At 52.8% G+C, this 24,909-nt stretch carries 26 protein-coding genes; 7 read left to right on the top strand and 19 right to left on the bottom strand.

Annotated elements, in window-relative coordinates; translation table 11 throughout:
• Positions 1–24: 24 nt before the first annotated feature.
• The 3 genes from EDM60_RS17610 to EDM60_RS17600 form a co-directional block, all read right to left on the bottom strand.
• The gene (locus EDM60_RS17610) at positions 25–1,044 is read right to left on the bottom strand and encodes an inorganic phosphate transporter (protein ID WP_122965140.1); all 1,020 of its coding nucleotides are present in this window, start codon (positions 1,042–1,044) and stop codon (positions 25–27) included.
• The gene (locus EDM60_RS17605; RefSeq protein ID WP_005836349.1) at positions 1,037–1,654 is read right to left on the bottom strand and encodes a DUF47 domain-containing protein; all 618 of its coding nucleotides are present in this window, start codon (positions 1,652–1,654) and stop codon (positions 1,037–1,039) included. Before EDM60_RS17605 ends, EDM60_RS17610 begins: the two co-directional genes overlap by 8 nt.
• 213 nt (positions 1,655–1,867) lie before the next feature.
• Positions 1,868–2,512, bottom strand: coding sequence for a GGDEF domain-containing protein (locus EDM60_RS17600; RefSeq protein WP_122965139.1), 645 nt, complete (start codon positions 2,510–2,512; stop codon positions 1,868–1,870).
• A gap of 283 nt (positions 2,513–2,795) precedes the next feature.
• On the opposite strand from EDM60_RS17600, the gene EDM60_RS17595 reads away from it, so the two are divergent.
• The 4 genes from EDM60_RS17595 to EDM60_RS17580 all read left to right on the top strand — a co-directional run bounded on the left by EDM60_RS17595 (position 2,796) and on the right by EDM60_RS17580 (position 6,314).
• Positions 2,796–4,031, top strand: coding sequence for an MDR family MFS transporter (locus EDM60_RS17595; RefSeq protein WP_122965138.1), 1,236 nt, complete (start codon positions 2,796–2,798; stop codon positions 4,029–4,031).
• Between the two features lie 248 nt (positions 4,032–4,279).
• Positions 4,280–5,350, top strand: coding sequence for a type III polyketide synthase (locus EDM60_RS17590; RefSeq protein ID WP_122965137.1), 1,071 nt, complete (start codon positions 4,280–4,282; stop codon positions 5,348–5,350).
• Between the two features lie 5 nt (positions 5,351–5,355).
• Positions 5,356–5,874 (top strand): isoprenylcysteine carboxyl methyltransferase family protein, encoded by a 519-nt coding sequence (locus EDM60_RS17585; RefSeq protein WP_122965136.1) that lies wholly within the window; start codon positions 5,356–5,358, stop codon positions 5,872–5,874.
• Between the two features lie 119 nt (positions 5,875–5,993).
• Positions 5,994–6,314, top strand: a complete 321-nt coding sequence (locus EDM60_RS17580; RefSeq protein WP_122965135.1) for a hypothetical protein — start codon at positions 5,994–5,996, stop codon at positions 6,312–6,314.
• Positions 6,315–6,330: 16 nt separating this feature from the next.
• On the opposite strand, the gene EDM60_RS17575 is transcribed toward EDM60_RS17580, so the two are convergent.
• From EDM60_RS17575 to EDM60_RS17565, 4 genes are all read right to left on the bottom strand, one after another.
• Positions 6,331–7,443, bottom strand: a complete 1,113-nt coding sequence (locus EDM60_RS17575) for an aminopeptidase (RefSeq protein WP_063229818.1) — start codon at positions 7,441–7,443, stop codon at positions 6,331–6,333.
• A gap of 156 nt (positions 7,444–7,599) precedes the next feature.
• On the bottom strand, positions 7,600–7,773 hold the full coding sequence (locus EDM60_RS28720; protein ID WP_167470326.1) for a hypothetical protein: 174 nt from the start codon (positions 7,771–7,773) through the stop codon (positions 7,600–7,602).
• A gap of 130 nt (positions 7,774–7,903) precedes the next feature.
• Complete coding sequence (locus EDM60_RS17570) at positions 7,904–8,530, bottom strand: hypothetical protein (protein WP_122965134.1); 627 nt, start codon at positions 8,528–8,530, stop codon at positions 7,904–7,906.
• A 74-nt stretch (positions 8,531–8,604) separates the two neighbouring features.
• Entirely contained in the window at positions 8,605–9,033 is a 429-nt protein-coding gene (locus tag EDM60_RS17565; protein WP_122965133.1) for a MarR family winged helix-turn-helix transcriptional regulator, read from the bottom strand.
• 392 nt (positions 9,034–9,425) lie between these two features.
• Between EDM60_RS17565 and lepB the strand changes: the two genes are divergently transcribed.
• Positions 9,426–9,986, top strand: a complete 561-nt coding sequence (gene lepB / locus EDM60_RS17560) for a signal peptidase I (RefSeq protein ID WP_122965132.1) — start codon at positions 9,426–9,428, stop codon at positions 9,984–9,986.
• Between the two features lie 105 nt (positions 9,987–10,091).
• Here the strand turns inward: lepB and EDM60_RS17555 are convergent, their stop codons facing one another.
• The 6 genes from EDM60_RS17555 to EDM60_RS17530 all read right to left on the bottom strand — a co-directional run bounded on the left by EDM60_RS17555 (position 10,092) and on the right by EDM60_RS17530 (position 16,713).
• Complete coding sequence (locus EDM60_RS17555) at positions 10,092–10,931, bottom strand: M15 family metallopeptidase (protein WP_122965131.1); 840 nt, start codon at positions 10,929–10,931, stop codon at positions 10,092–10,094.
• An 82-nt stretch (positions 10,932–11,013) separates the two neighbouring features.
• Complete coding sequence (locus EDM60_RS17550) at positions 11,014–11,904, bottom strand: NAD-dependent epimerase/dehydratase family protein (RefSeq protein WP_122965130.1); 891 nt, start codon at positions 11,902–11,904, stop codon at positions 11,014–11,016.
• Between the two features lie 29 nt (positions 11,905–11,933).
• A complete protein-coding gene (gene ggt, locus EDM60_RS17545) occupies positions 11,934–13,961 on the bottom strand; it encodes a gamma-glutamyltransferase (protein WP_122965129.1) in 2,028 nt (675 codons plus the stop codon).
• A gap of 159 nt (positions 13,962–14,120) precedes the next feature.
• Positions 14,121–15,191 carry a phosphodiester glycosidase family protein gene (locus EDM60_RS17540; protein WP_122965128.1) on the bottom strand — a complete coding sequence of 357 codons (1,071 nt, stop codon included), beginning with the start codon at positions 15,189–15,191 and terminating at the stop codon, positions 14,121–14,123.
• On the bottom strand, positions 15,181–15,687 hold the full coding sequence (locus EDM60_RS17535) for a coiled-coil domain-containing protein (protein ID WP_122965127.1): 507 nt from the start codon (positions 15,685–15,687) through the stop codon (positions 15,181–15,183). Before EDM60_RS17535 ends, EDM60_RS17540 begins: the two co-directional genes overlap by 11 nt.
• Before the next feature lie 201 nt (positions 15,688–15,888).
• Positions 15,889–16,713: an RDD family protein gene (locus EDM60_RS17530; RefSeq protein WP_122965126.1), complete on the bottom strand. Its 825-nt coding sequence runs from the start codon at positions 16,711–16,713 to the stop codon at positions 15,889–15,891.
• 48 nt (positions 16,714–16,761) lie between these two features.
• On the opposite strand from EDM60_RS17530, the gene EDM60_RS17525 reads away from it, so the two are divergent.
• On the top strand, positions 16,762–17,742 hold the full coding sequence (locus tag EDM60_RS17525) for a stage II sporulation protein M (protein WP_122965125.1): 981 nt from the start codon (positions 16,762–16,764) through the stop codon (positions 17,740–17,742).
• Here the strand turns inward: EDM60_RS17525 and EDM60_RS17520 are convergent.
• The 5 genes from EDM60_RS17520 to EDM60_RS17500 are packed head-to-tail and all read right to left on the bottom strand — an operon-like array spanning position 17,709 to position 22,719.
• A complete protein-coding gene (locus EDM60_RS17520) occupies positions 17,709–19,079 on the bottom strand; it encodes a DUF58 domain-containing protein (protein ID WP_122965124.1) in 1,371 nt (456 codons plus the stop codon). The genes EDM60_RS17525 and EDM60_RS17520 overlap by 34 nt on opposite strands.
• Positions 19,030–19,950, bottom strand: a complete 921-nt coding sequence (locus EDM60_RS17515; protein ID WP_122965123.1) for an AAA family ATPase — start codon at positions 19,948–19,950, stop codon at positions 19,030–19,032. The genes EDM60_RS17520 and EDM60_RS17515 overlap by 50 nt, the downstream gene beginning before the upstream one ends.
• 10 nt (positions 19,951–19,960) lie before the next feature.
• Positions 19,961–21,085 (bottom strand): DUF4350 domain-containing protein, encoded by a 1,125-nt coding sequence (locus tag EDM60_RS17510; RefSeq protein WP_122965122.1) that lies wholly within the window; start codon positions 21,083–21,085, stop codon positions 19,961–19,963.
• Positions 21,078–21,704, bottom strand: coding sequence for a DUF4129 domain-containing protein (locus EDM60_RS17505; RefSeq protein WP_122965121.1), 627 nt, complete (start codon positions 21,702–21,704; stop codon positions 21,078–21,080). Before EDM60_RS17505 ends, EDM60_RS17510 begins: the two co-directional genes overlap by 8 nt.
• On the bottom strand, positions 21,697–22,719 hold the full coding sequence (locus EDM60_RS17500; RefSeq protein ID WP_122965120.1) for an ABC transporter ATP-binding protein: 1,023 nt from the start codon (positions 22,717–22,719) through the stop codon (positions 21,697–21,699). The genes EDM60_RS17505 and EDM60_RS17500 overlap by 8 nt, the downstream gene beginning before the upstream one ends.
• Positions 22,720–22,907: 188 nt before the next feature.
• On the opposite strand from EDM60_RS17500, the gene EDM60_RS17495 reads away from it, so the two are divergent.
• Positions 22,908–23,516, top strand: coding sequence for a hypothetical protein (locus EDM60_RS17495; protein ID WP_122965119.1), 609 nt, complete (start codon positions 22,908–22,910; stop codon positions 23,514–23,516).
• 230 nt (positions 23,517–23,746) lie between these two features.
• Here the strand turns inward: EDM60_RS17495 and EDM60_RS17490 are convergent, their stop codons facing one another.
• Complete coding sequence (locus EDM60_RS17490; RefSeq protein ID WP_122965118.1) at positions 23,747–24,901, bottom strand: glycosyltransferase family 4 protein; 1,155 nt, start codon at positions 24,899–24,901, stop codon at positions 23,747–23,749.
• Between the last annotated feature and the right edge of the window lie 8 nt (positions 24,902–24,909).

The following is a 24,909-nucleotide window of genomic DNA, read 5'->3' as shown; positions in this document are numbered from 1 at the left end:
CTTTTTTGACATGTATCGTTCCCTTTACAGGAAAACGTCCAAGACAACGTAACAGGCAGCTGCGAGAAGACCCGTCACCGGAAGCGTAATGATCCAGGTAACGATGATTCGGCCAGCCAAGCCCCATTTCACTGCGTTCAGCTTTTGTGACGCCCCTACCCCCAAAATGGAGGAAGTGATTACGTGCGTCGTACTGACAGGCAGTTTCAAAGTAGTAAAGATTGTGATAATCAAGGCAGAAGACAGGTCGGCGGAAAAGCCACTGATTGGCTTGATTTTCATAATCTTACCACCCATCGTCTTGATGATCCGCCAGCCGCCAAAAGATGTTCCCAAAGCCATGGCAAGCGCAGCAGACAGCTTCACCCACAACGGAATGGTAAACTCGCCCGGCTCCTGCACGAGGAAGCCGCCAGAAAGCAATGCCAGTGTAATGACACCCATTGTTTTCTGGGCATCGTTGGCTCCGTGGCTGAATGACTGCCAGGAAGCGGACAAGACTTGCAGCATTCGGAAGCTGCGATTTGTTTTATGATAGGCCGTATTTGCCACGAGAGCAGATACGATTTTGATCACAATAAAACCGATAACAAAAGCGACGATTGGCGAAATGATCAATGCTTTGACGATCTCAATGAAGCCTTCCATGTTGATGGAGCCAAAGCCGGATGCGCCAACCGCAGCACCAGCAACGCCACCGATGATGGCATGCGAGGACGAGCTTGGGATACCGAACCACCAAGTGATCAAATTCCACAAGATCGCTGCTGTCAAAGCGGCCAAAACGACAACCAGTCCATTTTCCAGCTTGAACGGGTCCGTAATTTTTCCCCCGATCGTCTTCGCTACACCCGTATACGTCAAGGCGCCGAGCAGGTTGAATAGCGAGGCGATCACAATCGCTGTACGCGGGCTCAAAGCTCGGGTCGATACAGAGGTTGCAATAGCGTTGGCCGTGTCGTGAAAACCGTTGATGAAGTCAAAGCTAAGCGCCATGATGACGACAAGAACGAGAATGATCACCTCTGGCGAAAGATCAAGCATTCTTTAACACGATCCCTTCCACCAGGTTCGAAACGTCCTCGGCAAAATCGGCACAGTCTTCCAGCTTGTCGTAAATTTCCTTGAGCTTGATTGCTTCGATCGGATTCGCATCTGGCGAGTTCAGCAGATCGGACACCATTTTGCGGTAATTCGAGTCGGATTCGTGCTCCAGGTCTTTGATTTCTCTAGCAATTTTCGAGACGACTTGATGATCGAGCTTGCGCAAGGTGCGGATGAGTTCGATCAGCTTCGCGGAGCATTTCACCAAGATGTTTGCTTGCGCCAAAACGCGAGGCTCTGGCTGGCGAACCTGATAGAGGTACATGCGATCGGCAACCCCGTCAATGTAATCGATCATCGAGTCCATTGTATGAGCGAGCTGGTGAATGTCTTCCCGCTCAAGTGGAGTGATAAAGGTAGAATTCAACTCGTTCATGATTCGGCGAACGATTTCATCCCCTTCTTTTTCAACAGCTTTGATTGCCTTAACCTTGGCTTCTACATCCTGATAGTTGCCTATCATTTCATAAAAAAGATGAGTCCCTTTGTGCACCGTGGCAATCTGCTGTTCAAACAGATCAAAGAAGATATACTTGTTAGATTTCAACATACGGTCCTTCTTCACTCCTTTGGATAAATCACACCTAAACGATTATATCGAAAGTTATTGTTGACGTAAATTTAAATTCAAGGGCAAGTGTGTAGATTTTTCTTTAAAATAATATTAAGTTTTTGTAAACCTCCTTTACAATTGCTCATAAAAACACCTGTCCCCCCAAAAAGGATACAGGTGTTAGTCTTGCCATCTATTGTTTTTTTATCTTTAATGAGTGGCCACGATCATGCAATCTTTCTGTTTTTTGGCCTCGTACATCAACGTGTCTGCCTTGTGTGTCAACTCCTCAGCTGTTGCAGCATGATGCGGGTAGGAAGCGACGCCGATGCTTGCCGTTACGCCGGACAGCGATTGTCTGACCTGGTTTTGAATCCGCTCGCCGATTGCCAGCGCTTGCTGTGTATCCGCATGCTTCAGCAATACGACAAACTCTTCGCCGCCCCAGCGCCCGACCGTGTCCTGGCTGCGGACACTCGCTTGCAAAATCGCAGCGAACTGGCAGAGCAACCGATCCCCTTCCATATGACCATGGCAATCATTGAATTTTTTAAAGTTATCCAAATCGATGAATAAGAGCGTAACGGGATATTGCTGGATTTTCGCCAGCTTGATCTCGCGGATCAACTTGTCCAAAAACCTGCGATTGACCAACACGCCTGTAAGCGAGTCGTGATAGGCCATTTGGCGCAGACGATTTACGTATGTTCCCAACCTGTACCCAGCTGCGATCTGGATCATAGCGGCCAAGGCGACGAATGACACCGTCGACAGTTCCGTAGGCAACCCACATACAAAGAGCCAAATCATGATAATCAGACAGGACACACCCATGCCAATCCAGCGTGAGTCCAAGGCACACTCCACCTCCGGTCCATCCAATGTAGCAATACGTTACATAAGACCCACCGAAACAATCAGAAATGGGTCCTTTGTCCTTATTGTTAGGAATATTTTACCTATGTTTATGTCACTGTTCAAGAACCAATCTGCTAAATCTCATGTTCATCTATCTGAATTAAGTGAATTATACTTGTTTTGTCGGAATTTTCCTATTTATCTCAACCCTCTTTTTTTTCGCTTAACGGGTACGCTATACTTACAAAATAAACTTGATCGATCAGGGGGAATGAATTGCATGGCCTGGTTTCATCACATTCTTGCCCGCTACGACACCACCATCTGGATTCGTGTCATCGGGACCATTCTTACGACTTTTGCAGGCTTTATGCTTCGCCCATTCCTCGCCTTCTATCTGTATGACAAGATGGACGGGAATCTGCTCGTGGCTGCTATGGTCACCAGTCTGCAGCCGTTGACGAGCATCGTCTCCGGTTATTTCGCCGGGAGTCTCTCCGACCGCTACGGCCGAAAGCCGCTGATGATCGCCGCTTTGCTGATCGAAGCGATCTCGATGGCTGGATACATCTGGGCCGAGTCGATTTTTACGTTTGCCGCCCTGACCGTCCTGAACGGAGTCGGCGCTTCGCTGTTTTGGCCTGCTGCCAGCGCGCAAATTACGGATGTCGTCCCTGAGGAAAAGCGCAGCGAAGTTTTCGCCCTTTTGCACACAGCCCTCAATCTCGGCGCTGCGGCTGGCCCGCTCATCGGCGTCGCCATTTACAAAATCAATCCGGCCATCGCCTTTGGCCTCTGTTCCTGTACGCTGTTCGTCTACAGTCTGCTCATCTTCTTGAAGATTCCTGAGACACTGCCAGATCACATCAGAGCGCAGGCGAAACAGTCCGCCAAAACCGCTCAAGGCCCTCGCCTCAAGCTTTCCGAGCATCCGGCGCTCTTCTGGATGACGCTTGCCGCCATCCCTGTCTCGCTTCTGTACTCTCAGGTAGAAATCATTTTGCCTCAGCATTTGCGGACACAGTACACGGACTTTCTCAATGTCTTTGCCACCCTGATGACGATCAATGGCGTGCTGGTCGTCTGTTGCCAAATCGCGATTGCCAAGTTCGCGGAGCGCTTCCCTGCGCATCGGGTCATTCTCGTGGCTTACCTGTTTTTGGCCTGTGTCGGGTTTGGCTATGGCTGGGCACCTGGCTTCCTCATCCTCGTGCTCGCGGAAATTTTGTTCACCATCGGCGAGATGCTGTACGGGCCGCAAATTCAGAAAGCGATTTCCGTGATGGCCCCCGAGGAGTACCGCGGCCGTTACTTCGCCATCTTCGGGGCAAACTGGGGGATTACCGGAACGATCGGCCCTTCTGTCGGAGCCGTCGCTTTCAGAGGAATCGGCGGTGCGTTCTGGTTCTCGATTCTCGGGCTGCTCCTGTTCATCGGCGGACTTTTTCAATACCGTTTTGTCAAAAAAGCGACGCTTGCCGAGCATGCGGAAAGCGGGCAGTCGCTATCCCAATAACATCGAATCTGATTACGCAAAAAGCCAGATGCGAAAGGCGAGGTGTCACTCGTCAGCATGCTGGCTTTTTCCTTTGCCCAGTTGTGTGTTCAGGTGAATTATGATTGCGAAAACAAACCAGCGTTCCTCGTTTCATTTCTGGCAAATGCTATCGGCTGCATCGTTTCGAAAACGATGAATTGGGATCAATTGGAAGGGGAAGCCTATTTGTATTGCCACAAACTGACAAACGGGAGTGAGAAAAGCGTATGCCCCGTATCGATGCGGTTTCGACAGCCGTTCCCCCTCATGAGATTACCCAGGAAGATTCCATGCAGCTGGCCCGGCATTTTTTCCAGGATGCTTTTCCTGATATCGATCGGCTGCTTCACGTATTTGCCCATAGCAACATCCAGAAACGGCATTTTTGCATGCCAATGGATTGGTTTTCCGACGATCGGCCTTTCGCGGAAAAAAATCAGCTGTACATCCAGCATGCAGAAGCTTTGTCGCTTGAAGCAGCACGAAAATGCTTGCAAAAAGCCGGGCTGGAACCGACCGATATCGATTGCCTCGTATTCGTATCGAGCACAGGGATTTCTACGCCCAGCATCGATTCGCGCTTGGTCAACAGCCTGGGGCTGCGCTCCGACATTACCAGGATTCCCCTGTGGGGATTGGGCTGTGCCGGAGGAGCGATGGGCTTGTCCCGTTCCTGCGAATACACAGGCGCCTATCCTCGGCGCAGAGTGCTGCTCATCAGCGTGGAGCTGTGCGGGCTGACCTTTATCCGGCAAGATTTGTCCAAAAGCAACCTCGTTGCCACTTGCCTGTTCGGTGATGGAGCAGCCGCTGTCGTGGTTAGCGGCGACAGCGTCCCTGTCTCAAAAGGCGCTTCTGCACCGAGCATACAGTTTTGCGACGCTCGCACGACAACGTGGCCGGACACCCTTGACGTCATGGGCTGGGAGCTGACCGAGCCGGGGCTGAAGGTGATCTTTTCCCGCGACATTCCCACGCTGATTCAGACGTACATGCGCGAAAATGTCGACCGTTTCCTGACGCCGCATCAAACGACAGTGGAGCACTTGCGCCATTTTATTTTTCACCCAGGCGGTGCAAAAGTGATCGACGCCTATCAATCCTCCCTTGGCATCGACGCTGCTGCAACCCGCCACTCCGAGGAGGTGCTGAGCCATTTTGGCAACATGTCATCCCCGACTGTGCTGTTTGTTCTGGAAAAAAGCATGGAGCAGCCGTGGAACCGTGGCGATCGCGGCTTGGTAGCTGCGCTTGGGCCTGGGTTCAGCTCCGAACTGCTCCTGTTGGAAGCGAGGTAGATGAGATGCTGTTCTTTTCGTTGGTGATCGCTGCTGTCTGTCTGCAACGCATGGGCGAACTGCTGCTCGCCGCGCGCAACGCCCGCTACGTTCGCTCCATCGGCGGCGTGGAGATCGGAGCCGGACATTACAAGTACATCGTGCTTTTCCATGTGCTGTTTTTCGCAAGTCTCATAGCCGAAGTCGCCTCCACGAATCCTACCGCTGTCCTTCCCGCTTGGTGGGCGTATAGTTTCGGCTTGTTCTTGGCCGCTCAGCTGCTGCGCTACTGGTGCATACGCAGTCTGGGCAAACGCTGGAACACGCGAATCCTCGTCATACCGGGTGAACAGCCGATCCGGCGAGGCCCTTACCGTGTCATGCGCCATACGAACTACCTCGTAGTCGCAGTTGAGCTGATCACCCTGCCGCTGACGTTTTCTGCCGCGACCACAGCCATTGTCTTCACGATATTCAACGCCTGGCTGCTGTTGCGCGTAAGAATACCGCTGGAAGAAAAGGTCGTTTATGAAAGTGAAAAATAACTATGAAAAAAAGTCTATGGCAAAAACCACAGACTTTTTTCCTATTTTCATGTTTACTTATGGGCAAATCGAGGAATAGAAAAGAAAAACGTTACCCATACCCGAGAGGTGGAGCCATCGTGAATCGTACTAATATAGTGGAGCCTCTGGACACAAAACGAATGATTGTTCGCGACTTCTGTACCTTGATTGAGACTTTGCCCAATCAGGATGACGCTGCCAGCATCCAAAAGTTTCTCCGTTACTTGCAGAGCCTGCTCCGAATCAAGCAAGTCATCCCGCCCATGGTGGAGATCATGACGATTATCAAATCGCTAAAGCCTACTCTCTATCATTCGGCCCGGCGCACGATCATGCCTACCAGCAATCTGCACATGCTCTTCCAGCTTGAGATGGACATGCAGTTGGCGCAAGAGAGATTGCGCCAATATGACAAGTAAAAGATAGCGTCCAGGCTTACTTCAAGTTCTCCGGATTGAGGCACTCCAGTTCCGGGATGACGAATCGGCCATCTTTACGGATCAGGACGCCATCAAACCAGATTTCTCCCCCGCCCCATTCCGGGCGTTGGATGGAAACCATGTCCCAGTGTACAGAAGACTTGTTTCCGTTGTACGCCTCGTCGTAACATTGCCCTGGCGTGAAGTGGAAGCTTCCGTCGATTTTTTCGTCAAACAAGATGTCTTTCATCGGATTGCGAATGAAAGGATTGACCCCGATGGCAAACTCGCCGATATAACGAGCGCCTTCGTCTGTATCGAGAATTTCGTTCAGTCTTTGGCTGTCGTTTGCGGTTGCTTCCACGATTTTGCCATCCCGGAAGGTCAGGCGAACATTTTCAAAAGTGAAGCCGTGGTACGGTGTAGGCGCATTGTGGGTAATGGTTCCGTTCACCGAGTTTTTCACCGGAGCCGTATACACTTCGCCGTCAGGAATGTTGCGCAGTCCTGCACATTTGACCGCAGGGATGTCTTTGATGGAGAAAGTCAGGTCTGTTTCCGGTCCTACCAGACGAACTTCATCTGTCCGGTTCATCAAGTCAACGAGGCTGTCCATCGCCTTGTCCATTTTTGCGTAGTCCAGATTGCACACCTGGAAGTAAAAGTCTTCAAATGCAGCCGTAGACATGTTCGCCAATTGGGCCATAGACGGGTTCGGATAGCGAAGCACGACCCATTTTGTCTTTGGTACGCGAACGTTCATCACCGGCAGCTCGTACAGGCGGGAGTACATGCCCAGCTTGTCGCCCGGCACATCTGCCATTTCGTTGATGTTGTCGGCTGCGCGGATGCCGATGTAGCCTTGCATTTTTTCCATCAGAGCTACTTCGTGTGCCGCCATTGCTTTTAATTGCTCTTCGTTGCAATTCATGGCGATCTCACGGCTGACAGCCGGATCGATCAGCTGAACGTGCGGGCTGCCTCCTGCCTTGTAAATCTCACGAACCAGGGCCGCTACCAGTTCAGGCGTTTTTCCTTTGGCATTGATCAGGACATTTTCTCCTGGTTGTACACGAACGGAATAGTTAACCAAGTTGTAGGCCAATTGCTCCAAGCGAGAGTCTCTCATGCGTGACACACCCTTTTTAAATTTTCTGATTCCAATTGTATTTTTGCTGATAAATCTCGACAAGTCAATAAAATTTATTTTATCAAATACACACAACAACAAGCCAGCCTTCGTCTACCGAGCATGCTGGCTTGTTGCTGTCATCACTCTTCCTTATTATTGCGCTGTGCCTCTGTCCTCGATCGTCCCCATTTTGTAAATGTCGCTCAGCAATTCTTGCGTAGTCGCCAATCCCTCTGCGTCCTCTTCGTCCACCTGATACAGCGTTGCGTCCATGTTCCCTGCCTGCGTGATTTGCCCGCTCGGTGCTTGCTTGCGTTCTTCTCTCATCTTTCATCTGCTCCTTCCGCTTTTTTCATCGGTATAGTGTGCGCGAGCCCCGCCTGATTTAGCCATCGCGGGAAAAAGATGAGAAAAGACGCCTTGCCCAAGTAGGCGAAGCGTCTTTTTATCGAGTGATTTACTTGTCGCTGTCAGATGCAGGAACCATTGGGCTCCAGCCAGTTCTGTTTGTGATATCTTGTGTTGCGTTGCGTCCGATTGTAACACTCTCATCTTCTTTTGGAGCAGCAGCCCAGCCAGCTGAAGGAGAGAATACTGGTGTTTTGTCACCGAGAATGACGAATTGATCTTCATTCGGCAGCGCAGCCCAGCCGGAGTTTGGTGCTTGCACGACTTGGAAGCTGTTTTTTGTAACGAACTGGTCTTCTACTGGCATGAAAGCCCAGCCGCTGTTAGGCGATTGCACGATTTGGTAATTGTTTGTCGCAACAAATTGATCTTCGTTCGGCATGAGTACCCAGCCGGATGCGGAGTTTGCCGAAGGAACGAATGTTCCGCTCACAAAAACATACTCGTCTTCACCTGGAAGCTTAACCCATGCGCCTTGAACAGGTGCTCCTGCTTGCGTCTGGTTAACCACTGGTGCTGTCGTAGTTGGTGCCGCTGTTGTTTCAGCTGCTGGTGCCGCAGTCGTAGTAGAAGCTTCTGTTGTATTCACGGAAGCTTCCTCGGCACAAGCTCCTTGTGCAAACAATGCTGCTCCCAAAACCAAAGTACCCATCATCAGTGTGCTGCTTTTTCTCATATGTGTACACTCCATTCTCCTAGTACACACATTGTCTCCCGAAATGCCCCTGACCTGCTACCCGCTTGACAGTGCTACATGCATTGCTTCATTTTGCGCAAGAAGTACGTGAATTGCTCGACTTCTTCATCGCTCAGGTTTTCTAGCAGTTTCGCAACCAGTGCCCTTCTCTGGCACAAAAGTCCTTCCAGCATCGGAATCGCTTTTTGCGACAGCGTCACCCAGACGACTCTTCGATCCAGCTCGTCACGAACCCGATCGATGTAACCGACTTTCACCAGCCGATTGAGAGCAATCGTGGTTGCACTGTTGGACTGCTTGAGTATGGTCGCCAGTTCAGAAACCGTACTTCGCCCTTTTTGATGAAGCACGCGTAGCAAGATAAACTGCTTGGGACTAATCAACCCTTCCTCTTCCAGCCAATGGCTGATAAAGAAGCGGGCCATCTCGACAAATGCTCGATCCAGTTCCTCGATTTTACTGGCGCGGGACATGTCGCTCACAACATCACCTATTTTCAGAAAGTAAATAATATAAGTACTTTTACTATAAAACTATATAGGCAAAGTACATGAAGATCAATAGACCTTCCAAAATTATTTCTTTCCGCGAAAGATATGTATGAGCCGAGACAAAGTGTTTACTATTTAATATTTTTACTGTAAAACTTATCTGCAACATCATCTTACCTCAAACAGGAAAAACTGACAATAGGCGAAGATGGCAAAATCGTGACAGCAACTTTTCTCCTGGCAAGCAGGCATTTATTTCCTTGAATCTTATTTCGTATCCATTCGTATTGCATGTATAATAAAGGAGCAGTCTCGTCTACTGGACGCCCTTTTGTCCACGGCAATCCGTTGCCAAGAAACCATGTACATAGGAGATCAAGTCGATGGAACAAGCCAAAAGCTCAGCGAAATGGAAAACAGAATTGCTCGACTGGTTAAAATCGTTTGCCTTGATTGGTGGTTTGACTGCCTTCATCTACGTGTTTGTCATGGCTCCCTACGTCGTTCAAGGACGCTCGATGGAGAGCACGCTGCACGACCGTGAACGTGTCATCGTCAACAAGGCGATCTATTATCTCAAGGAGCCTAAGCCAGGCGATATCGTCATCATCCATCCGGATGCGAGCGGCGATAACTGGATCAAACGTGTCATTGCCGTAGCCGGAGATACCGTCGAGGCCAAAAACGATCAGGTGTACATCAACGGGCAACCGCTCAGCGAAGAGTATTTGACCAACAACAAGCTGCAAGCATCAGCTGCCGGAGTGGTGTTGACGGAAGACTTCGCTCCGATTACGATCCCGGAAGGCAGTGTGTTCGTGATGGGAGACAATCGCAACAACAGCATGGACAGCCGCGTCATCGGCCCCGTCAAGCTCGACCACGTAGTAGGTCGTGCAGAGGCCGTCTATTGGCCGCTGACGGATATCCGACTGCCGAAATAACGACCTGCTGTCTCACAAGCATATGCAGGAATAGGAAAAGCCGCTCCTTGTAGAGCGGCTTTTTTCTGTGAAAGCGGCGAGACATTTTCGCTGAAAGGGAGGTGGTTACTTTTGAGCCGTTGCCTTTGCAGACAAGTAATCTTCCAGCGTCAGGCCCGCTGCCATGATGTCTTTCGCCATGTCTTTTCCTACATAGCGCAAATGCCATGGCTCATAGGCGTATCCTGTCGTGTCTTCCTTGCCTTTCAAATAGCGGATGACGAAGCCGTACTCACCACAATGCTCGGCCAGCCATTTCCCTTCCGGCATTTCTCCAAACGATTCCTCCAGCCTCGTTTTCACATCGGCGCCAGAGACGTCCATCGCAAGCCCTGTCTGATGCTCGCTTTTTCCTGGCACAGCGCTGTACGCCGCGGCGTGCTCCGCTCCTTGTGTCTGTACATACGTCTCGTACAACGATTTTTGCGTCTTGTACGAACGATAGCCGGAAACCGCGTACAGCTCGATGCCATCCTGCTTGGCAGCTGCAAACAGTTCCTCCAGCGCCTGGGCGGCTTCTTGGCGCATCATGCGTTTTTCCACTTTTTCATCAAAAGGAAACGGGACGTTCGGCTCCACCAGATCAGGTGGAATATAGTCAGCAGGCAAGGCCCGCTTCTTGTTTACGACAACGGCGAGATCAGTCGGGTTCGTAACCGTCGGGACTCCATTGACGTCCTGGATTGTCTCCGCCAGTGATGCCCATTTGCTGCGAGAGGAATCTCCCGCGGTTGGCTCCGCTGTGTTTGTTTGTGTACCATCTGCCGTTGTCGCTGTATTCCCTGCTGGCTGGGACGGATTGTTTGTCGAGAGCAATCCATCCAGCGATGGTGCCTCACATCCACTGAGCAGCGCTACGGATAATGCGGCGACGATGGCAAGACCATTGGTGCGATTCTTGTTCATGACCTGTCCTCCTGGTTCCATACAGACACATATGTTCTGCTTTACCTTACCATGGAGTTAGACGAAAAAAAAGGACGGATTGTCACGCTTTTGCATGCATTGTTTCTTTTGCAATCGTCTGAATAAGCGCTGGCAGCCAAGATTCGAGGGTCAAAAAGGCAAATCCTGCGGCAGCTGCCTTGCTGTTGTCCATGAAAAAGGAATGGGGAAATCCAAAAGGCGACTGGTCGGAAGGAGCGGTTTCTGGCTGAATGCGCGCCGGTTTCCCCACGGCTTGCGCAATGTTGTCGAGCAAAGCTTGCAACGTCACCGTGCCGTGCGAGTTGGCATTGACTGGCCCTGTCACAGAGCCCGTTCCCGCCCATTGCAAAAATCTCGCGGCTTCGCCAGCGTGAATAAAGCACATGGTCGCTTGCGGATTTTCCAGCCCGATCGGCTGTTCCTCGTGGACATGTTCAACGTGAAAATGCAGTCGGCGCGTGTAGTCCTCTTCCGCAAGCACGATCGGAAAACGCACGGCGACAACAGGAAAGGCATCCGTCTGGAAAAATACCGCTTCGGCCTGGCGCTTGCCTTCCTGATAGCTGACGCCCTCGCGAGTTCCCGGGCGCAGCGGATACGTATACGGATCAAACTCCTCCTCTTTCAGCGCCTGCTCCGCATAATCATAGACGGACAAGGTAGAGGTCAACACGTATTTGCCGACCTTGCCGCGAAAAACTTCACATGCGTCCAGCGCATTTTGGTAGGAATAACAAATGTTGTCGTACACGATATCCCACTGCTCTTCCCCCGCGATTGCCAGCGAAGCTTTATCGTCGCGGTCAACTACAAGCCGCTTCACCTGCGGCGGCAAGTCTACCTCGGTCAAGCCTCTCGTCGCCACAGTCACATCTGCTCCCGATTCAATCAGCAGATGCACAAGACGCTTGCCAAAAAAGCGGGTTCCCCCGAGTACCAATACTTTTTTCAATGTCGCTTCCACCTTTCGCTCATGCGAATTTATTTGTTCAAGGCGATCACTCGCGCGCGCTCATCCCAGCTAACGGCATATCCGAGCTTTTCCGCGACTTTTTTGACCGGGAGATACTCCGTGCCGTTTACGGTGAGGGCGTCTGAACGGAAGTCTTCTGAGCCCGCGCCCAAACCGAGCAGCAATTTGTCCGCTTGCACATACGCGATGCCTTTTGCGACCAGCTTTTGCTCGGCCAAAAAAGGGTACGTCTGCCCATTTACCGAGATGGCAAACGGCCCTCCCGCTTCATACGAAACTTCCGGCGGTTCAGCGGCTGTATAGGCGATGGCGTCGACGCCCAGCACAGTCCCTTCTCGCGTATTGTCCGCTCCCCCGTACATTTTGCCTGTCTCAAAATCGTAGACGATCGCCTGCACATTGCCGATATCCGTCGGCTCCTCGGCGAAAACATGACCTTTTGCCATCAACTGCAAAATGACATCCTGGTCAATCCCCGCTTCCCAGGAGACATGCGGATATTCGCTGGAAAAAAGGCGTGGCGCACGGATTGCCTCCTCAATACTCATGCCGTGGTCAATCACATTCAGAATCGTCTGTGACACGGAAGCGATAATCGTCGATCCGCCTGGCGAACCGATAGCGAGGAACGGCTTCCCGTCTTTCAGCACGATCGTCGGTGTCATGCTGGAGCGCGGGCGCTTGCCAGGCTCCACCTGATTGACACCTCCAGGTACCGCGTCAAAGTCGGTCAGCTCATTGTTGAGCATAAAGCCGTAGCCTGGCACCATCACACCGCTGCCAAAGACGTCCTCAATCGTTGTCGTGTACGAGACGAGATTGCCCCATTTGTCCATAACGGAAAAATGAGTCGTCTGCTTGACTGGCGAATTGTCGATCAGCTTGAAGGCAACCTCAGGCTTGCGACCAGGATCGAACCGCCACGGATCGCCAGCCGTTACTTGCGAATTGGCTTTTTCTTCTCCAATCAGCTTGCGCCGTTCTTTTATGTAATCGTCGTGGAGCAGTCCCTGCTTGGGCACGGGATACACATCCTCGTCTGCCATGTACGCCGCCCGGTCAGCGTATGCGAGATGGTTCGCTTCTATCAGATGATGCAAATAGGTCACGGACCCGAAGCCGTCCTGCTGGTTGTTGTACCCTTCCATCAGCTTCAAAATCTGGATCATGGTCAAGCCACCCGAGCTGGGCGGAGCCATGGAGATCACCTCATAGCCGCGAAACATGCCGCGGATCGGCTCCCGTTCCTTGACCTGGTAAGCCTTGAGGTCATCCATCGTCATCGTGCCGCCTGTGCGCTGCACTTCTTGGACAAGCGCTTGCCCAATTTCCCCTGCGTACAGGGCGTCCGGTCCTTTGTCGCGAATCAGTTTCAACGTTTTTGCCAGATCGGGCTGCACGAGAATTTGCCCTTCCGCAAGCGGTTGTCCTTGTGGAAGGAACACCTTCGCCGCAGTCGCATACTTTTCGAGCTTGTCGCGCGACTTGGCGATGTAGTCTGCCGTCACCCAGTTGACGCGCACGCCTTTTTCCGCCAGCTCGATGGCAGGTGCAAGCACTTGCGGCAAATCCCACGTACCGTAATCGTCCAGCGCTTCTGCCACGCCAAGCAAAGTCCCGGGCACACCGACTGCCTTGCCGCTAGTGTGCCGCTGTTCAAACGGGATCGGCTTTCCGTCCGCTTGCAGAAACATGTCAGCGGTCACCTTGGCCGGAGCGACTTCGCGGCTGTCGATGATCGTAATTTTATTCTGATCCTTCAAGTAAATCAGCATAAAACCACCGCCGCCGATTCCTGACATGTACGGCTCTGCCACATTGAGCGCCAGCTGGATTCCGGCAGCGGCATCGATGGCATTTCCGCCCTTGGCCAAAATGTCGCGGCCAACCTGTGCGGCCGCAGGGTGGGAGACCGCTACGATTCCTTTTGTGGCGCCATCTACGCCTTCCGGAACGCCGGGAACTTTGGCAATGGCAAACTGCGCAAGCGAACAAACGACAACGAACGAGAGGGCTAGCACTGTCCTTTTTTTCATACGATCCCCCCTGGTTATTGCTTCCTTTTGCTATTATTATAATTTTCAGCATTTTTTCCGGTCAACCCGTCCGCTCTCTTGCCAAGAAAAAAACACTCTCCCGAACGCGAGTGCTGTGCCTCGTCGGAAGAGTGTGCATCATTCCAATCGTTTTTTGATTTACGGCATGATCACCAGATTGCTGACAACAGGCCGTTCCTTCCCGCCAGAAGGCTTGTTCAACAGTTTGCCGTTGTAATAAAACGCGCTGGAACCGCCGCCATCGAGATTGTATGCATCGACAACGTGAAATTCTTGCAATTTGCGCTGTGCTTCTTCGAGCGTAACCCCATTGCTCCAGCCTTCTCTTCTGCCGTCGATCACGATGACGAGCAAGTCGCCGTTATCGAAGTGACCGATGAGCGTGCGCGGCTGGCGAGCGTTCGCCCAGGCGCGCGGAATCGGCAAGCGTTTCCCGTCCTGGAGCAGCCTTGGCAAGAAGCTCGCCCCTTGCAAAATGCCCTGCTGGGTAATTTGCGCCTGGGTCTTGATGTTCGCTCCCACCAGGTGGCCTTTGTTGTTGAAGCCGACGAAGCTCAGATTCGAATTGTTGGAAAACGTGCGAATCTTGCCGTCAACAACGGTAATGCCGAGCGGCTGGAGATAGCCTTTGCTGTCGCTCATGAAGCCTCCGGCGTTGATCGCCAGAACAGCTCCCGTGCGCTTGCCGGCATGGCTTGTCGTCTCGCCTTTGCTTTTGACCGAGTTGTTCGCCAGGACCATCTTCAAGGCGCTCGGGTCCTGGAGGCGAACTTTCGCCATATATCCGCGATAGCCCGCTTCTTGCAGCGAATATACTTTGACGGTCGACTTTTTCCCGAAAGACTGCCCGATTGGATTGCCGAGCATGTTCGACAAAATCGTGTCCAGCACATCCGCCGACTTTTGTGTCTGCGATCTGCTCGTCACAAGCAAGTTGTTGATGTGCTTGTTTTGCTCTTCGTAATCTTTTTGCTCCGCCTTGGCGCGATCGCGAATATCTTCCACGACAATCTCGACGTTGCGCAGCTTTGTCTTCGTGTCATCCAATTGCTGCCCCAAGTCATCCGCCAGCTTTTTCGATTCGTGTGCCGAGAGCGCCAAACCTTCTGCCTGCAACGTTTCCGCAGGCTGGATCGTGGAAAAGGCAACGAGGAAGCCGAGAGCTGGTGCCAGCAGGAACAGGAAAAAGCGGTTGACTTTACCAAGCACGAGCGGCATCCTCCAGTTTTTTCAGCGACGCCTTCAAATCAACCAGTTGCTTGTTCAGCTGGTCAATCCGATCCTGCAAGGCTTCTTTTGTTTTGTTCGTTCCGCCGATTGTTTCGCCTGTCAATTGCAGGTCTTCCTCCAGATTGCCAAGACCAGCCTGCACCGCTTTCATCTCGTCCTGCACCGTCACCAGCTGCTCTCCCAAAGCTTGCATCTGCTTCTGGTTCTCTTCTTGTATCTGATTGATCCGCAGGTTCACAAATTGCTGCTGCTTGTCCAGCGTATGGGCAGCAAAGGCGTAACCTGCATAAGCAAGTCCTACCCAAACCAGTACAGCGAGTGCGATTGGCAGCAGTGGTCGCTTGCCTTCTGTTCTGGAGGGAAACAATGCCTGCAGCAGGCTGCCTCGTTTGCGTCTTCCCGCCTGCTTCCCGTTCGCCGGGAGTGGCAACGTAGTTGACGAAGTCGATGAAGTTCCCATGTATTTGTCGTTCATCGGCCCCCTCCTCCTTTCTGTGACATAGAATGAGGTTTTATTATAACATAGATTATTTTTCGACAAACCGTTTGCGAAAAAAGTGGAATTTTTGGTCAAAAAAAGCAGATACCATCGCGATTCGTTGCGACGATATCTGCTCTTTTCGGTTGCAAGTCTCTCCACGTATTCATCAAAGTGGGTGGGCCCGCCTGGTTATCGCTATTTTCCCAGAGTCCACTCTCTTTCCAGCGTACGGTACAGCTGCTGCAAAAACAGGAGCGGCTCCCCGGAAACGGCATGCTCTTCCTTGTAGTCCAGCTTCTTTTGCAGCATGCTTGCGAGCTGTCTTCCCAGCTCCAGCTTCTTGTCTTCTGACAGCGTCGCTTGTCTCGTCATAAAGGTAGAAAGGAGCACCCAGTCCTCCCGTGTGAACGACTGTTTTTGGCTTTCGGTCAGAAGTAGCGGCTCTTGGAACGACGCCAGGCTCTCCGCTTTTTTGCGCTTGTTTTTTTGGAAAAGGCCAGTGCGTCCGCCACCCTCTACCACGACGATCGTACCTGCGACCAGATCGCCGATGCGCTTGTCTCGCGGATGAAAAAACGAGACCAGTGCCCCGAGAAAATAGCCGGATGGGAGGCCGTCAATGATGCGGAACAGATTGCGAATCGTCGAAGACAAAAACGTCGCTGGCTGGCCGTTGTCGCGGATGACGCGAATCCCCATCCATCTTTTCCCCACGGTTTGTCCCGACCAGAGCGCCTCCAGAAACAAGAAATAGCCGAAGTTGAGGACAAAAATCAGGAAGAGCCCGATCGCGAATGCATAGTTGTCCGCATCCAGGAAAAAATTATCTTTTCTCCCAAAAATGACTATACCGATCACAATAAATACAGTAAGATTAACCAGGAACAAAATGACGGTGTCGATGAGCTGAGCGGCGGCACGACTGCCCAATCCCGCTGTCTGGAATCGCAGCATGACATGCTCAGGTGTGACAACAGACGCTTCTCGGCTCGCCTGGTTCATGGATGGATTTTCATTCATGCCGGTTCGCTTCTCCCTCTCATTTTACTAGATAAGGAGGCCATATCCATGGATATTACCTCGTTTTGGCACAAGCATAAAGCAGCTTGGGCCGAACTGGAACAACTGGTCGAACGATTCACCCGCAAGCAACGGCACATCACAGCCGCAGACATAGATCGTCTGACCCATTTGTACAAAAAAGCTTCCGCTCATCTGGCGCTGGTTCGCTCGTATCATCCAGCAGACGAAATCACGCTTTACCTCAATCAGCTCGTCTCCCGCGCCCACAACTTGACGTACAAGCAGCAGTCCGGGAGCTGGCAGCAGCTCAGACATTTTTTCGGCGTCCATCTGATTGCGCTGATGCACACTCGGATCAGCTTCATCGGGATGGCCGCCCTGCTTTTTGTGATCGGCGGCGTATCGGGATTCGTCGCGGTGCTGGCTGATCCGCTCAACCTGTACTACGTGCTGCCGCAGGGAATGGCCGAGCAGATCGATCCGTCCAGGCTCGGCGAGGGGCACGACGCCATCAACAGTCCCGTTATTTCTACGATGATCATGACCAATAACATGAAAGTCGCCATTCTCGCTTTTGTGAGCGGGATTACGTTCGGACTCGTTCCGATCTATTTGCTGCTGTTCAACGGACTGTTGGTCGGAGCATTGGCTGCCGTCTATTTTCAAGCCGACAGCAGCTACGCTTTCTGGGCGTACATCTTGCCGCACGGCGTCATTGAGCTGACTGCGATCTTCATCGCCGGAGGAGCAGGCTTGCACATGGGTTATCGTCTGCTTGTGCCAGGCCGCTACGACCGCAAACATCAGTTTTTGGAGGCAGCCAAGGAATCAGCCCAGCTGTTGCTCGCCACTTTGCCGCTGCTGTTTGTGGCGGGGATCATTGAAGGCTATATCACACCTTCCTCGCTGTCCCTGGAGGTCAAATACCTCGTCGCGGCTGCCACCATGCTGTTGCTCGCCCTCTGGTACTTTTTCGGGCGAAGACGCCAGGCTCACAATGCCTCGCGCGCTTTTATATCCAAATAAGCATTGATCACCGCGAGCGTCAACTGATCGGCCGGAACATCGAGTACCTGGATGCCCGCGCCGGTCATTTTTTGTTGAAAAGCTTTGCGGTCGAGCTGAAAACGCTGTGCGACTGCCTTGACGTACGCCAATCGGCTGTTTTCCACCGGGACGCGACTCCACTCGTGCAGCACCGGATCGGCTTGCGAGAGCAGCAAAAACAAGTGCGATCGGCGCATTTTCCACAAATAGCCGACGAGCAAATCTTCCACCAGGTAATTTTCCATGTCGGAAAAAAGCACCATCAAGCTGCGCCGCTTTTGCTGGCGATGCATAAACTCCAGCGCCTTGGCCGGGTCTGCCTCGACAAAATCGTGGGACAAGTCGTAGCTCGCTTCCAAAATCGTGTGCAAATGCCCCATGCCTCGCCCTGGCGGTATGTACTTCTTGATCTCATGCGAGTAAGCCAGAAACGCTACCTGATCTCCCTGACGCAGTGCGACAGCGGCGAGCGTGATTGCCGCTTCCAGCGACTGGTCAAGCCTGCTCTGGTTGTTCAGCTCCACTCCCATCAGCCTGCCACAGTCGACGAGAATCGTAATGACTTTCCCGTGCTCCGGCCGATACTGGTTCGTCATCAGACGCCTGGAGCGCGCAGACGCCGACCAGTTGATCGTGCGCGGATCATCGTCCGGCACGTATTCGCGGATCGCATGAAATTCAGAGCCCGCCCTCGCCCGCCGCACAATTTTTTTGCCGTCGACAATCAAGCTTTCCTGCAACGAGTTCAAATAGCCGCGAACTTGTGACAAGTCCGGGTAAATTTTGATCGCCTGGGGAGCAGCAAAACGGCTTTGCCGATGCCACAACCCGATCTTTCCGCTCCAGCGCAAGTACAGCCAGCGAAAATCATAACGCCCCCGCTCCGTGCCGCGCGTCTGGTAGCTGATACGCGATTCGCCGCTTTCCATGATGCCATGGATCGGCCCTGTTTCCGCAAAAGACAGCGGCAGGTCATCCTGGAGAACAAAAGACACGGACTGACCGCTTTTGTTTGCCAGCTCCACCTCGACCATGAACGACTGTCCCATATCGCTTTGCTCAGGAAGCACGCGGCGAAGCTCCAGGTCCTTGCGCTTGGGCAGCGTCAGCCAATCAAACAGGCTCGCCAGCAAGATCAAGGCGTTGTACAGCCAAAATGCCGTAAAGCCCGCCTGAAGCACAAAGCCGACGATAGCAATCGGCGCGCCGAGCAGCAACAGCACGAGCAGCCGCTTCGTCGGCAAAACGAAGCGGTCTGCCAACAAATCAGCGAGGAACCGGGATAGCGGCCAACGTTTCTTCGATGATGTGGTCACTGGTACCCCCCTCCAATTCTACCTGGGGTGACAGGATGAGACGGTGCCTCAAGGCAGGCCGGGCAACCATCTTCACATCATCCGGCGTCACATACTCTCTGCCGTCCAGAAGCGCCCAAGCCTTGCTGGCCATCAAAACGGCAATCCCCGCGCGCGAGCTGGCTCCGAGCAGCAGCCGCTTCGTTTCTCGCGTCTTGCGAATCAAGGTGGTAATGTACTCGAAAATCGAATCGTCGACCACAACGTCTTGCAGCTTGCGGCGCTGTGCCAAAATATCGTCCAGACTGTAGACTGGCGCTTGTTTTTCTTCTTGCTTTCGCGTAAACGGCGCGTGTTGAATCAGGATTTGCTTCTCGCTTTCGTGCGACGGATACTGCATCGTCAGCTTGAACAAAAAGCGGTCGAGCTGCGCCTCTGGCAGCACGTAAGTTCCTTCGTACTCCACCGGGTTTTGTGTCGCGACGACGAAAAACGGATCGGGCAAAGGGTACGTGACGCCGTGAATCGTCACTTGCCCTTCTTCCATCGCTTCCAGCAAAGCTGCCTGGGTTTTCGGCGGCGTGCGGTTAATCTCGTCTGCCAGGAGCAAATTGGCAAAGACAGGGCCTTTGATCGTCTCGAAGCGATTGTCCTGCATGTTGAATACGACATGGCCGATGATGTCAGAAGGCATCATGTCCGGCGTAAACTGGATTCGTCTGCTCTCCCCGCCGATCAGTCCCGACAAAGCACGAACCATTTTCGTCTTTCCGATTCCCGGCACTCCTTCCAGCAAAACATGGCCGCCAGCGAGCAAGGCGGTCACGAGCAGCCGGATGTTTTGGCGTTGTCCAACCAATTCTTTTTCCATCTGTTGCAACAATGGCTCCACGATGTATACGTCACTCCTTCATTAATTCCGTAATCATTTCATCCAGCAAAAGACTGTCTGCCAAAAGCTGCTTCGCCGAGTATTTCTCCTGGCTGCGCACTCGTTCCAGACGCTCCAGCACATCAGCGAGCTTCTGGACGCGCGGTTCGCTCCACCGCTGCTTGGCACTGTGCAAAATTTGTGCGCGGTCCGCTTTTTGGTGAATCCCCCAGCGGTCGTGCAGCAACTGGCGCAAGTACGCCTCCCTGTGCGCGAGCGCATCACGCGCAAGGCTTCGCCGCTCATACCAGCTCGCCACGGCGAGAAGCGTTTCGTCCCCGCGTCGCACCGTCCATTCGCGCAAAGTGTAGACAGGGCCAAACCGTTTCCCTTTCCACCAGACGAACAACAGCAACACAAGCGACAGCTGAATGATGGTCGCCACCAGCCAGCCGGGATAAATCGCCAGCAAACCCGGCGTCTCCTGCAACCCGTGGTGATATTCGTCTATCCAGATCACGGACCAGTTTTCTTGCAAATGCGGCCATACCGCCTCAAAATGGGACAATTCGTTTATTTTGCGGTTCGTCAACCAATCCGGGACGAGAAAATACGAGACGCTTCCAGCCCCCAGCTCGACTTTGCCTGCAAGAATCCCTTGCTCGTCATAAAACAGCGGCTCCAGCCCATCTGCTTCCTGCCATCTGACAAGCGTCCTGGCTTTTCCGCTCTGTCCTTCTGGCAGTCCCTGGCCTTGAATATTGCGTTCTTTGCTTGCACCTTCGCTGAATTTCGGCTCAAAGGGCAAATCTTCCCAATCGATTGGATGCTCGGAAAACAGAAGCAGGTCGTTTCCGTTCTCGACCCAATCAAGCAAGGACTCCTGTTCCTTGTCCGTCAAGCTTTGCGGCTCCACGACCAGAAGCGCCTGTCCAGACGCTGTCGGCAGCATGTGAGTGGGCTGCCGCCATTCCTTGACCCGTCCGCCTTTCTCTTCCAGCAAAAGCAGTACAGCCTTGATTCCGTCCGGCTGAGCGGAAGACGCCAGGTAAGGCGGCAAGTGGGTCGCTGCGGGCTTGACCACAAACCAGCCGACGACGATGAGCAGCACGATCGCCACGATGATGCCGATCCGATACGTTCTCAGGCTATTCATGCTGTCCCTCCTTGCCAAAAATCTGCTCCAGCTCGCGAATCCGCTCTGCATAGCCGGATTGATCTACTTCTACTTGCCCGTACCAAGCCTGCTCGAAGGCGCGCGCAAAACGGCGAAACTGCCCTTCTGCCTGCGGCTGGTTGAGTTCGATTTCCGCTGCGTATTCCCAGTTCGTCTTCCATTGCTCGATCCGAATCCACGACTGCTTTTGCATGTAGACAAGCAGCGCCAAAAACAGCGAGCGCTCCCCTGCACGCCAATCACCGCGGGCAGCGCATTCTTTTGCTTCCCGCAAGTAATCGGCGTGCGTGCGAATTTTTTCACCGTGAACGAACAGGGGCGACTGCCGCTTTTGTTCCCATACCATTCTGCGGAACAGCCAAAAAATGACCGCGATCAGCAAGCATGCTCCGACGATCAGGACAACGGTGGATGCCGTCGTGGCAGCCCCCGCCGGAACTTCTGACCACGAAAAAAGTTTGGAAATCAAGTCGATCAAAAAATCGATCACTCTCTCCCAGAGGCTTGGCCCGTTGTCCTGAAGAGCGTGAAATTCGTCCCTTTGCAAAATTTCCTGCAAATGCTCCTTGTCCGCTGTCCAAGGGTTTGCGTTACTCATGGGTAGCTCCTGAATCTTTTGCCAAAAGGCGGTCGATATCTTGATCCAGTTGTTTGCTCATGAGGGCTTCCAGGTCCGTGCCGTCTTTGCGGACGCGCAAATCGAAGTAGGCGAGCGCATAAACAATCGCCATCCACGGCATCAGCAGGCAACTGAGCACGACCATGATGATTTGGGAGATGACAGACGTTCCCATAATGCCCATGACAGCCACCTGGATGCCGCCGGAAAAGATCGAATACAGAATGCTGAGCACGAGGTAGATCGCAAACAATCGCCAAAAATTTCCTTTTGTCAAATTCCAGCTTTTGTCGATCCCGATGCCGTTTCTTTCAAACAGGACGAGCGGCAGGTAAAAGCTCCATCTGAGCAGGAAATAACCCGGGACGAGAACGATTCCGGCCAAAAACAAGATGTAGCCGAACAAAAAGACAACGATAAAAATAAACGGACTCAACGTGCTGTCGGAATCGAAGAACGTTTCGATCGAATTTCCGGTAGCCAGCACCAGCAAGAAGCCGATGAGCATAAAGACGAGCAGAAAACCGATCGTCAAGGCGACTGCCAGCAAGCCGTAAACAATCGTGCTCCCCACAAGCGGCCAAAATCTGCCCAATGCTTGCTTCAATCCCGCCTTCAAATCAACAGGCTGTTCCTCCAACGCAGACTTCGTCATGAACGTGGCACCCGCGATCAATTGCGGATAGGCAACAACCATCGTCAACGGCGCAACGACGAACGCATACAGAAGCATCATGGCTACGTTTTGGGTGAGCAAATCTTCCTGACCACCAAACTTTTCACCCATTGCTTCCCAAAATTCCAGCCCTTCCGTATCCTGCATGAGCAGCGGAATGCTGCTGACATCGATCAGGAGCAACTGCTGCACCAGCAGAAAAGGACCAAACCAAATAAGAGCCAGGAGAAAGAACGCTCCGAAGTGCTGACGGTAAACGTTAAAGCTTTTGTCCAATAATTTCCCCACTCCCATTGGGGTCATTGGCATTTGATTCATGGTAAATCCTCCATCTCTCTTTTTGAGATTACCTGAATAGTATACACGATTTTCCATTTGATTTTAAAAATTTCCGCTAAATTTACCGATGTTTTCCTGCCTGATTTTCGTTCTCTGCGGGTATTTGTCCATTTCGGTCCGTTTTTGTGCTGAATAGGATAAAGCAAGACAGTAGGAGGTGTATTCTCTTGAAATCAGCCAAAAAGAAGGCCAGAGCGAAGTCAGCCGCGAGCAGCAGACGCCGTCAGCCCGGTAGCCGGACTGCCAACCGCTTGCTAGACAGGCTGCACCGAATCGTCCGCCTCCACGTGCGCGCTCCTCAGGTGAAAGTGACGACGCCTGCTCCTCATGTATCCGTCACCAGCGCCACCCCGACCGTTCAGGTAGAAGCGCCAATCGTCCAGTTCGAAGCGCCCAAGCCGTTGGTCATTCCCGCTCCGATTGTCAAAGTGGACGTAGAAGCAGAGGATACTCCCGAGCAGGAAAGCGTGGCTGGACTGCGCAAGGAACTGCAAAAATGCATGCGGCAAAACCGGACCATCGAAGTGATCCTTACTTCCGACTGGGGGCCGGACAGCCGCCCTTATCGGGTCGGACAACTAAAGAGAGTAGACGATGGAATCATCGAGCTTGCGCTGGACGCCAACCACGGAACTTGTATTCTCATTCCGCTGAACCGCATTGCCGCGATCATCCCGGATGCTCCACCTCCGGCCGAGGCATTTGCCACGCACGAAGAAGACGAGGCTGAACCCGTCGTATTGAAAGTGATCGAAGGATCGGCAAAAGCTTTGTAAGGTACGCGCCTTCCCCCGTTCTCCCACTCCTTTGCCTCATGCGACGTCCTCTTTATGCAAAAACACCCCAGGAGTGGGAGCTGCTTTTTGCAGCGACAGCTTTTGTTGTTTTGGACAAGCTCTCGAAGGCTTGAATAAGAAAACGTAGGCTTGTCTTTTCTGCGAGAAAAAAAACGAGCCATAGCCCACTTCTCCGATCCCGTCTCGTGAAAGTGGGCATTTGTCTCCCGTCAGTTTTCAAACGACAAGCTCCTCCATACATCCAGCACTTCCTCGGCCACCCGATTCCACGTAAAGCGTTGCTCTGCCAGTTTCCTGCCGCTGTTGCCCATTTTGCGCTGCAACTCACGACTGGCGAGCAACTGTTTCAACTGGGTGGCAAACGACTGCGGATTCTCCGGTTCTTCCACCAAAAGCCCGTTTCCTCTGATGATGACTTCTGCGTTTCCACCGCGCTTCGTCGTCACAAACGGCAACCCTGCGGCCATCGCTTCGTAATGGACGCGAGCAAGCGGCTCCTCCCACTGCGAAGGACAGACGAAAATATCTCCCGCCCAAAACCAGTGGTGAATGTTTTCTGCTGCCACATATCCAGTCGTAATGACCGGAATCGGCAAACGATCGGCGAGCGCGCGTACATACGCTACGTAATCGCTGATCTTGTCGACGCTGTACCACGAACCGCCTACGAGCACCAGCGCCAGATTGTCATGATGGGCACCAAGCTCATTCATCGCCCGCACCAGAATGTCCGCCCCTTTTTTCGGGGTGAGCCTGCCGACGAACAAAATGACTTGCTTGTTTCCCAAATTGTGCGCAGTCCGCAGTTCCTGACGAATTTTTCGCGCGGTCTGCGAGCTTTCCCACGGTACGAACGTCTGCAAATCGACGCCTGAATAGATCGTGCGCAGCTTGCCTTGGGCTTGCGGGTAGAGCGACGCGATGACGCGGCCGACATAATCGCTGATCGTGATGATTTTTGATGTGCTGGCAATGGCTTGCGCCGCGTCCTCCGGAGAGATTTTGGCGGCATCAAACATGTCGTTGTGCATGCTCAACACGATTCGCGCATTCGGGCACACTTCCCGAATCATCGGCACGAGCCGCGGCCGATTGAACACGTGGATGACATCGTACGCATTCGCCCGCAAAAACGCGAGCACTTCCTGCGCGTAGATTTCGAACACGCCGAGTCCGTGCACACGCGCATAACGGACGTTCCGCACCCTTTCGTCCATGGCGAGAGTCGGGTCAGACGTCCCGAGAATGGTCAAATCATGGTGCTGTCCCAGCGTGTCCGCGATTCCCGCTATATACGTCTGGATCGCACCGCCCCGCACCGGAGGAACGGGCAGTTTTTCCGTACAGATCATGACTACCTTCATCCGAATTC

The organism is Brevibacillus parabrevis, assembly GCF_003710905.1.
Taxonomy (GTDB): Bacteria; Bacillota; Bacilli; order Brevibacillales; family Brevibacillaceae; genus Brevibacillus; species Brevibacillus parabrevis.
This window is presented reverse-complemented; position numbering and strand designations above follow the sequence as displayed.

Excerpts from the sequence above, each read along its gene's own strand:
- EDM60_RS17530 (WP_122965126.1), bottom strand. The coding sequence starts at position 16,713 with ATGAATGAAAATCCATCCATGAACCAGGCGAGCCGAGAAGCGTCTGTT.
- EDM60_RS17575 (WP_063229818.1), bottom strand. The coding sequence starts at position 7,443 with ATGAGAGACTCTCGCTTGGAGCAATTGGCCTACAACTTGGTTAACTAT.
- EDM60_RS17510 (WP_122965122.1), bottom strand. The coding sequence starts at position 21,085 with ATGAATAGCCTGAGAACGTATCGGATCGGCATCATCGTGGCGATCGTG.
- EDM60_RS17570 (WP_122965134.1), bottom strand. The coding sequence starts at position 8,530 with ATGAGAAAAAGCAGCACACTGATGATGGGTACTTTGGTTTTGGGAGCA.
- lepB (WP_122965132.1), top strand. The coding sequence starts at position 9,426 with ATGGAACAAGCCAAAAGCTCAGCGAAATGGAAAACAGAATTGCTCGAC.
- EDM60_RS28720 (WP_167470326.1), bottom strand. The coding sequence starts at position 7,773 with ATGAGAGAAGAACGCAAGCAAGCACCGAGCGGGCAAATCACGCAGGCA.
- EDM60_RS17610 (WP_122965140.1), bottom strand. The coding sequence starts at position 1,044 with ATGCTTGATCTTTCGCCAGAGGTGATCATTCTCGTTCTTGTCGTCATC.
- EDM60_RS17605 (WP_005836349.1), bottom strand. The coding sequence starts at position 1,654 with ATGTTGAAATCTAACAAGTATATCTTCTTTGATCTGTTTGAACAGCAG.
- EDM60_RS17500 (WP_122965120.1), bottom strand. The coding sequence starts at position 22,719 with ATGAATCAAATGCCAATGACCCCAATGGGAGTGGGGAAATTATTGGAC.
- EDM60_RS17555 (WP_122965131.1), bottom strand. The coding sequence starts at position 10,931 with ATGAACAAGAATCGCACCAATGGTCTTGCCATCGTCGCCGCATTATCC.
- EDM60_RS17585 (WP_122965136.1), top strand. The coding sequence starts at position 5,356 with ATGCTGTTCTTTTCGTTGGTGATCGCTGCTGTCTGTCTGCAACGCATG.
- EDM60_RS17590 (WP_122965137.1), top strand. The coding sequence starts at position 4,280 with ATGCCCCGTATCGATGCGGTTTCGACAGCCGTTCCCCCTCATGAGATT.
- EDM60_RS17595 (WP_122965138.1), top strand. The coding sequence starts at position 2,796 with ATGGCCTGGTTTCATCACATTCTTGCCCGCTACGACACCACCATCTGG.
- ggt (WP_122965129.1), bottom strand. The coding sequence starts at position 13,961 with ATGAAAAAAAGGACAGTGCTAGCCCTCTCGTTCGTTGTCGTTTGTTCG.
- EDM60_RS17525 (WP_122965125.1), top strand. The coding sequence starts at position 16,762 with ATGGATATTACCTCGTTTTGGCACAAGCATAAAGCAGCTTGGGCCGAA.
- EDM60_RS17505 (WP_122965121.1), bottom strand. The coding sequence starts at position 21,704 with ATGAGTAACGCAAACCCTTGGACAGCGGACAAGGAGCATTTGCAGGAA.
- EDM60_RS17535 (WP_122965127.1), bottom strand. The coding sequence starts at position 15,687 with ATGAACGACAAATACATGGGAACTTCATCGACTTCGTCAACTACGTTG.
- EDM60_RS17490 (WP_122965118.1), bottom strand. The coding sequence starts at position 24,901 with ATGAAGGTAGTCATGATCTGTACGGAAAAACTGCCCGTTCCTCCGGTG.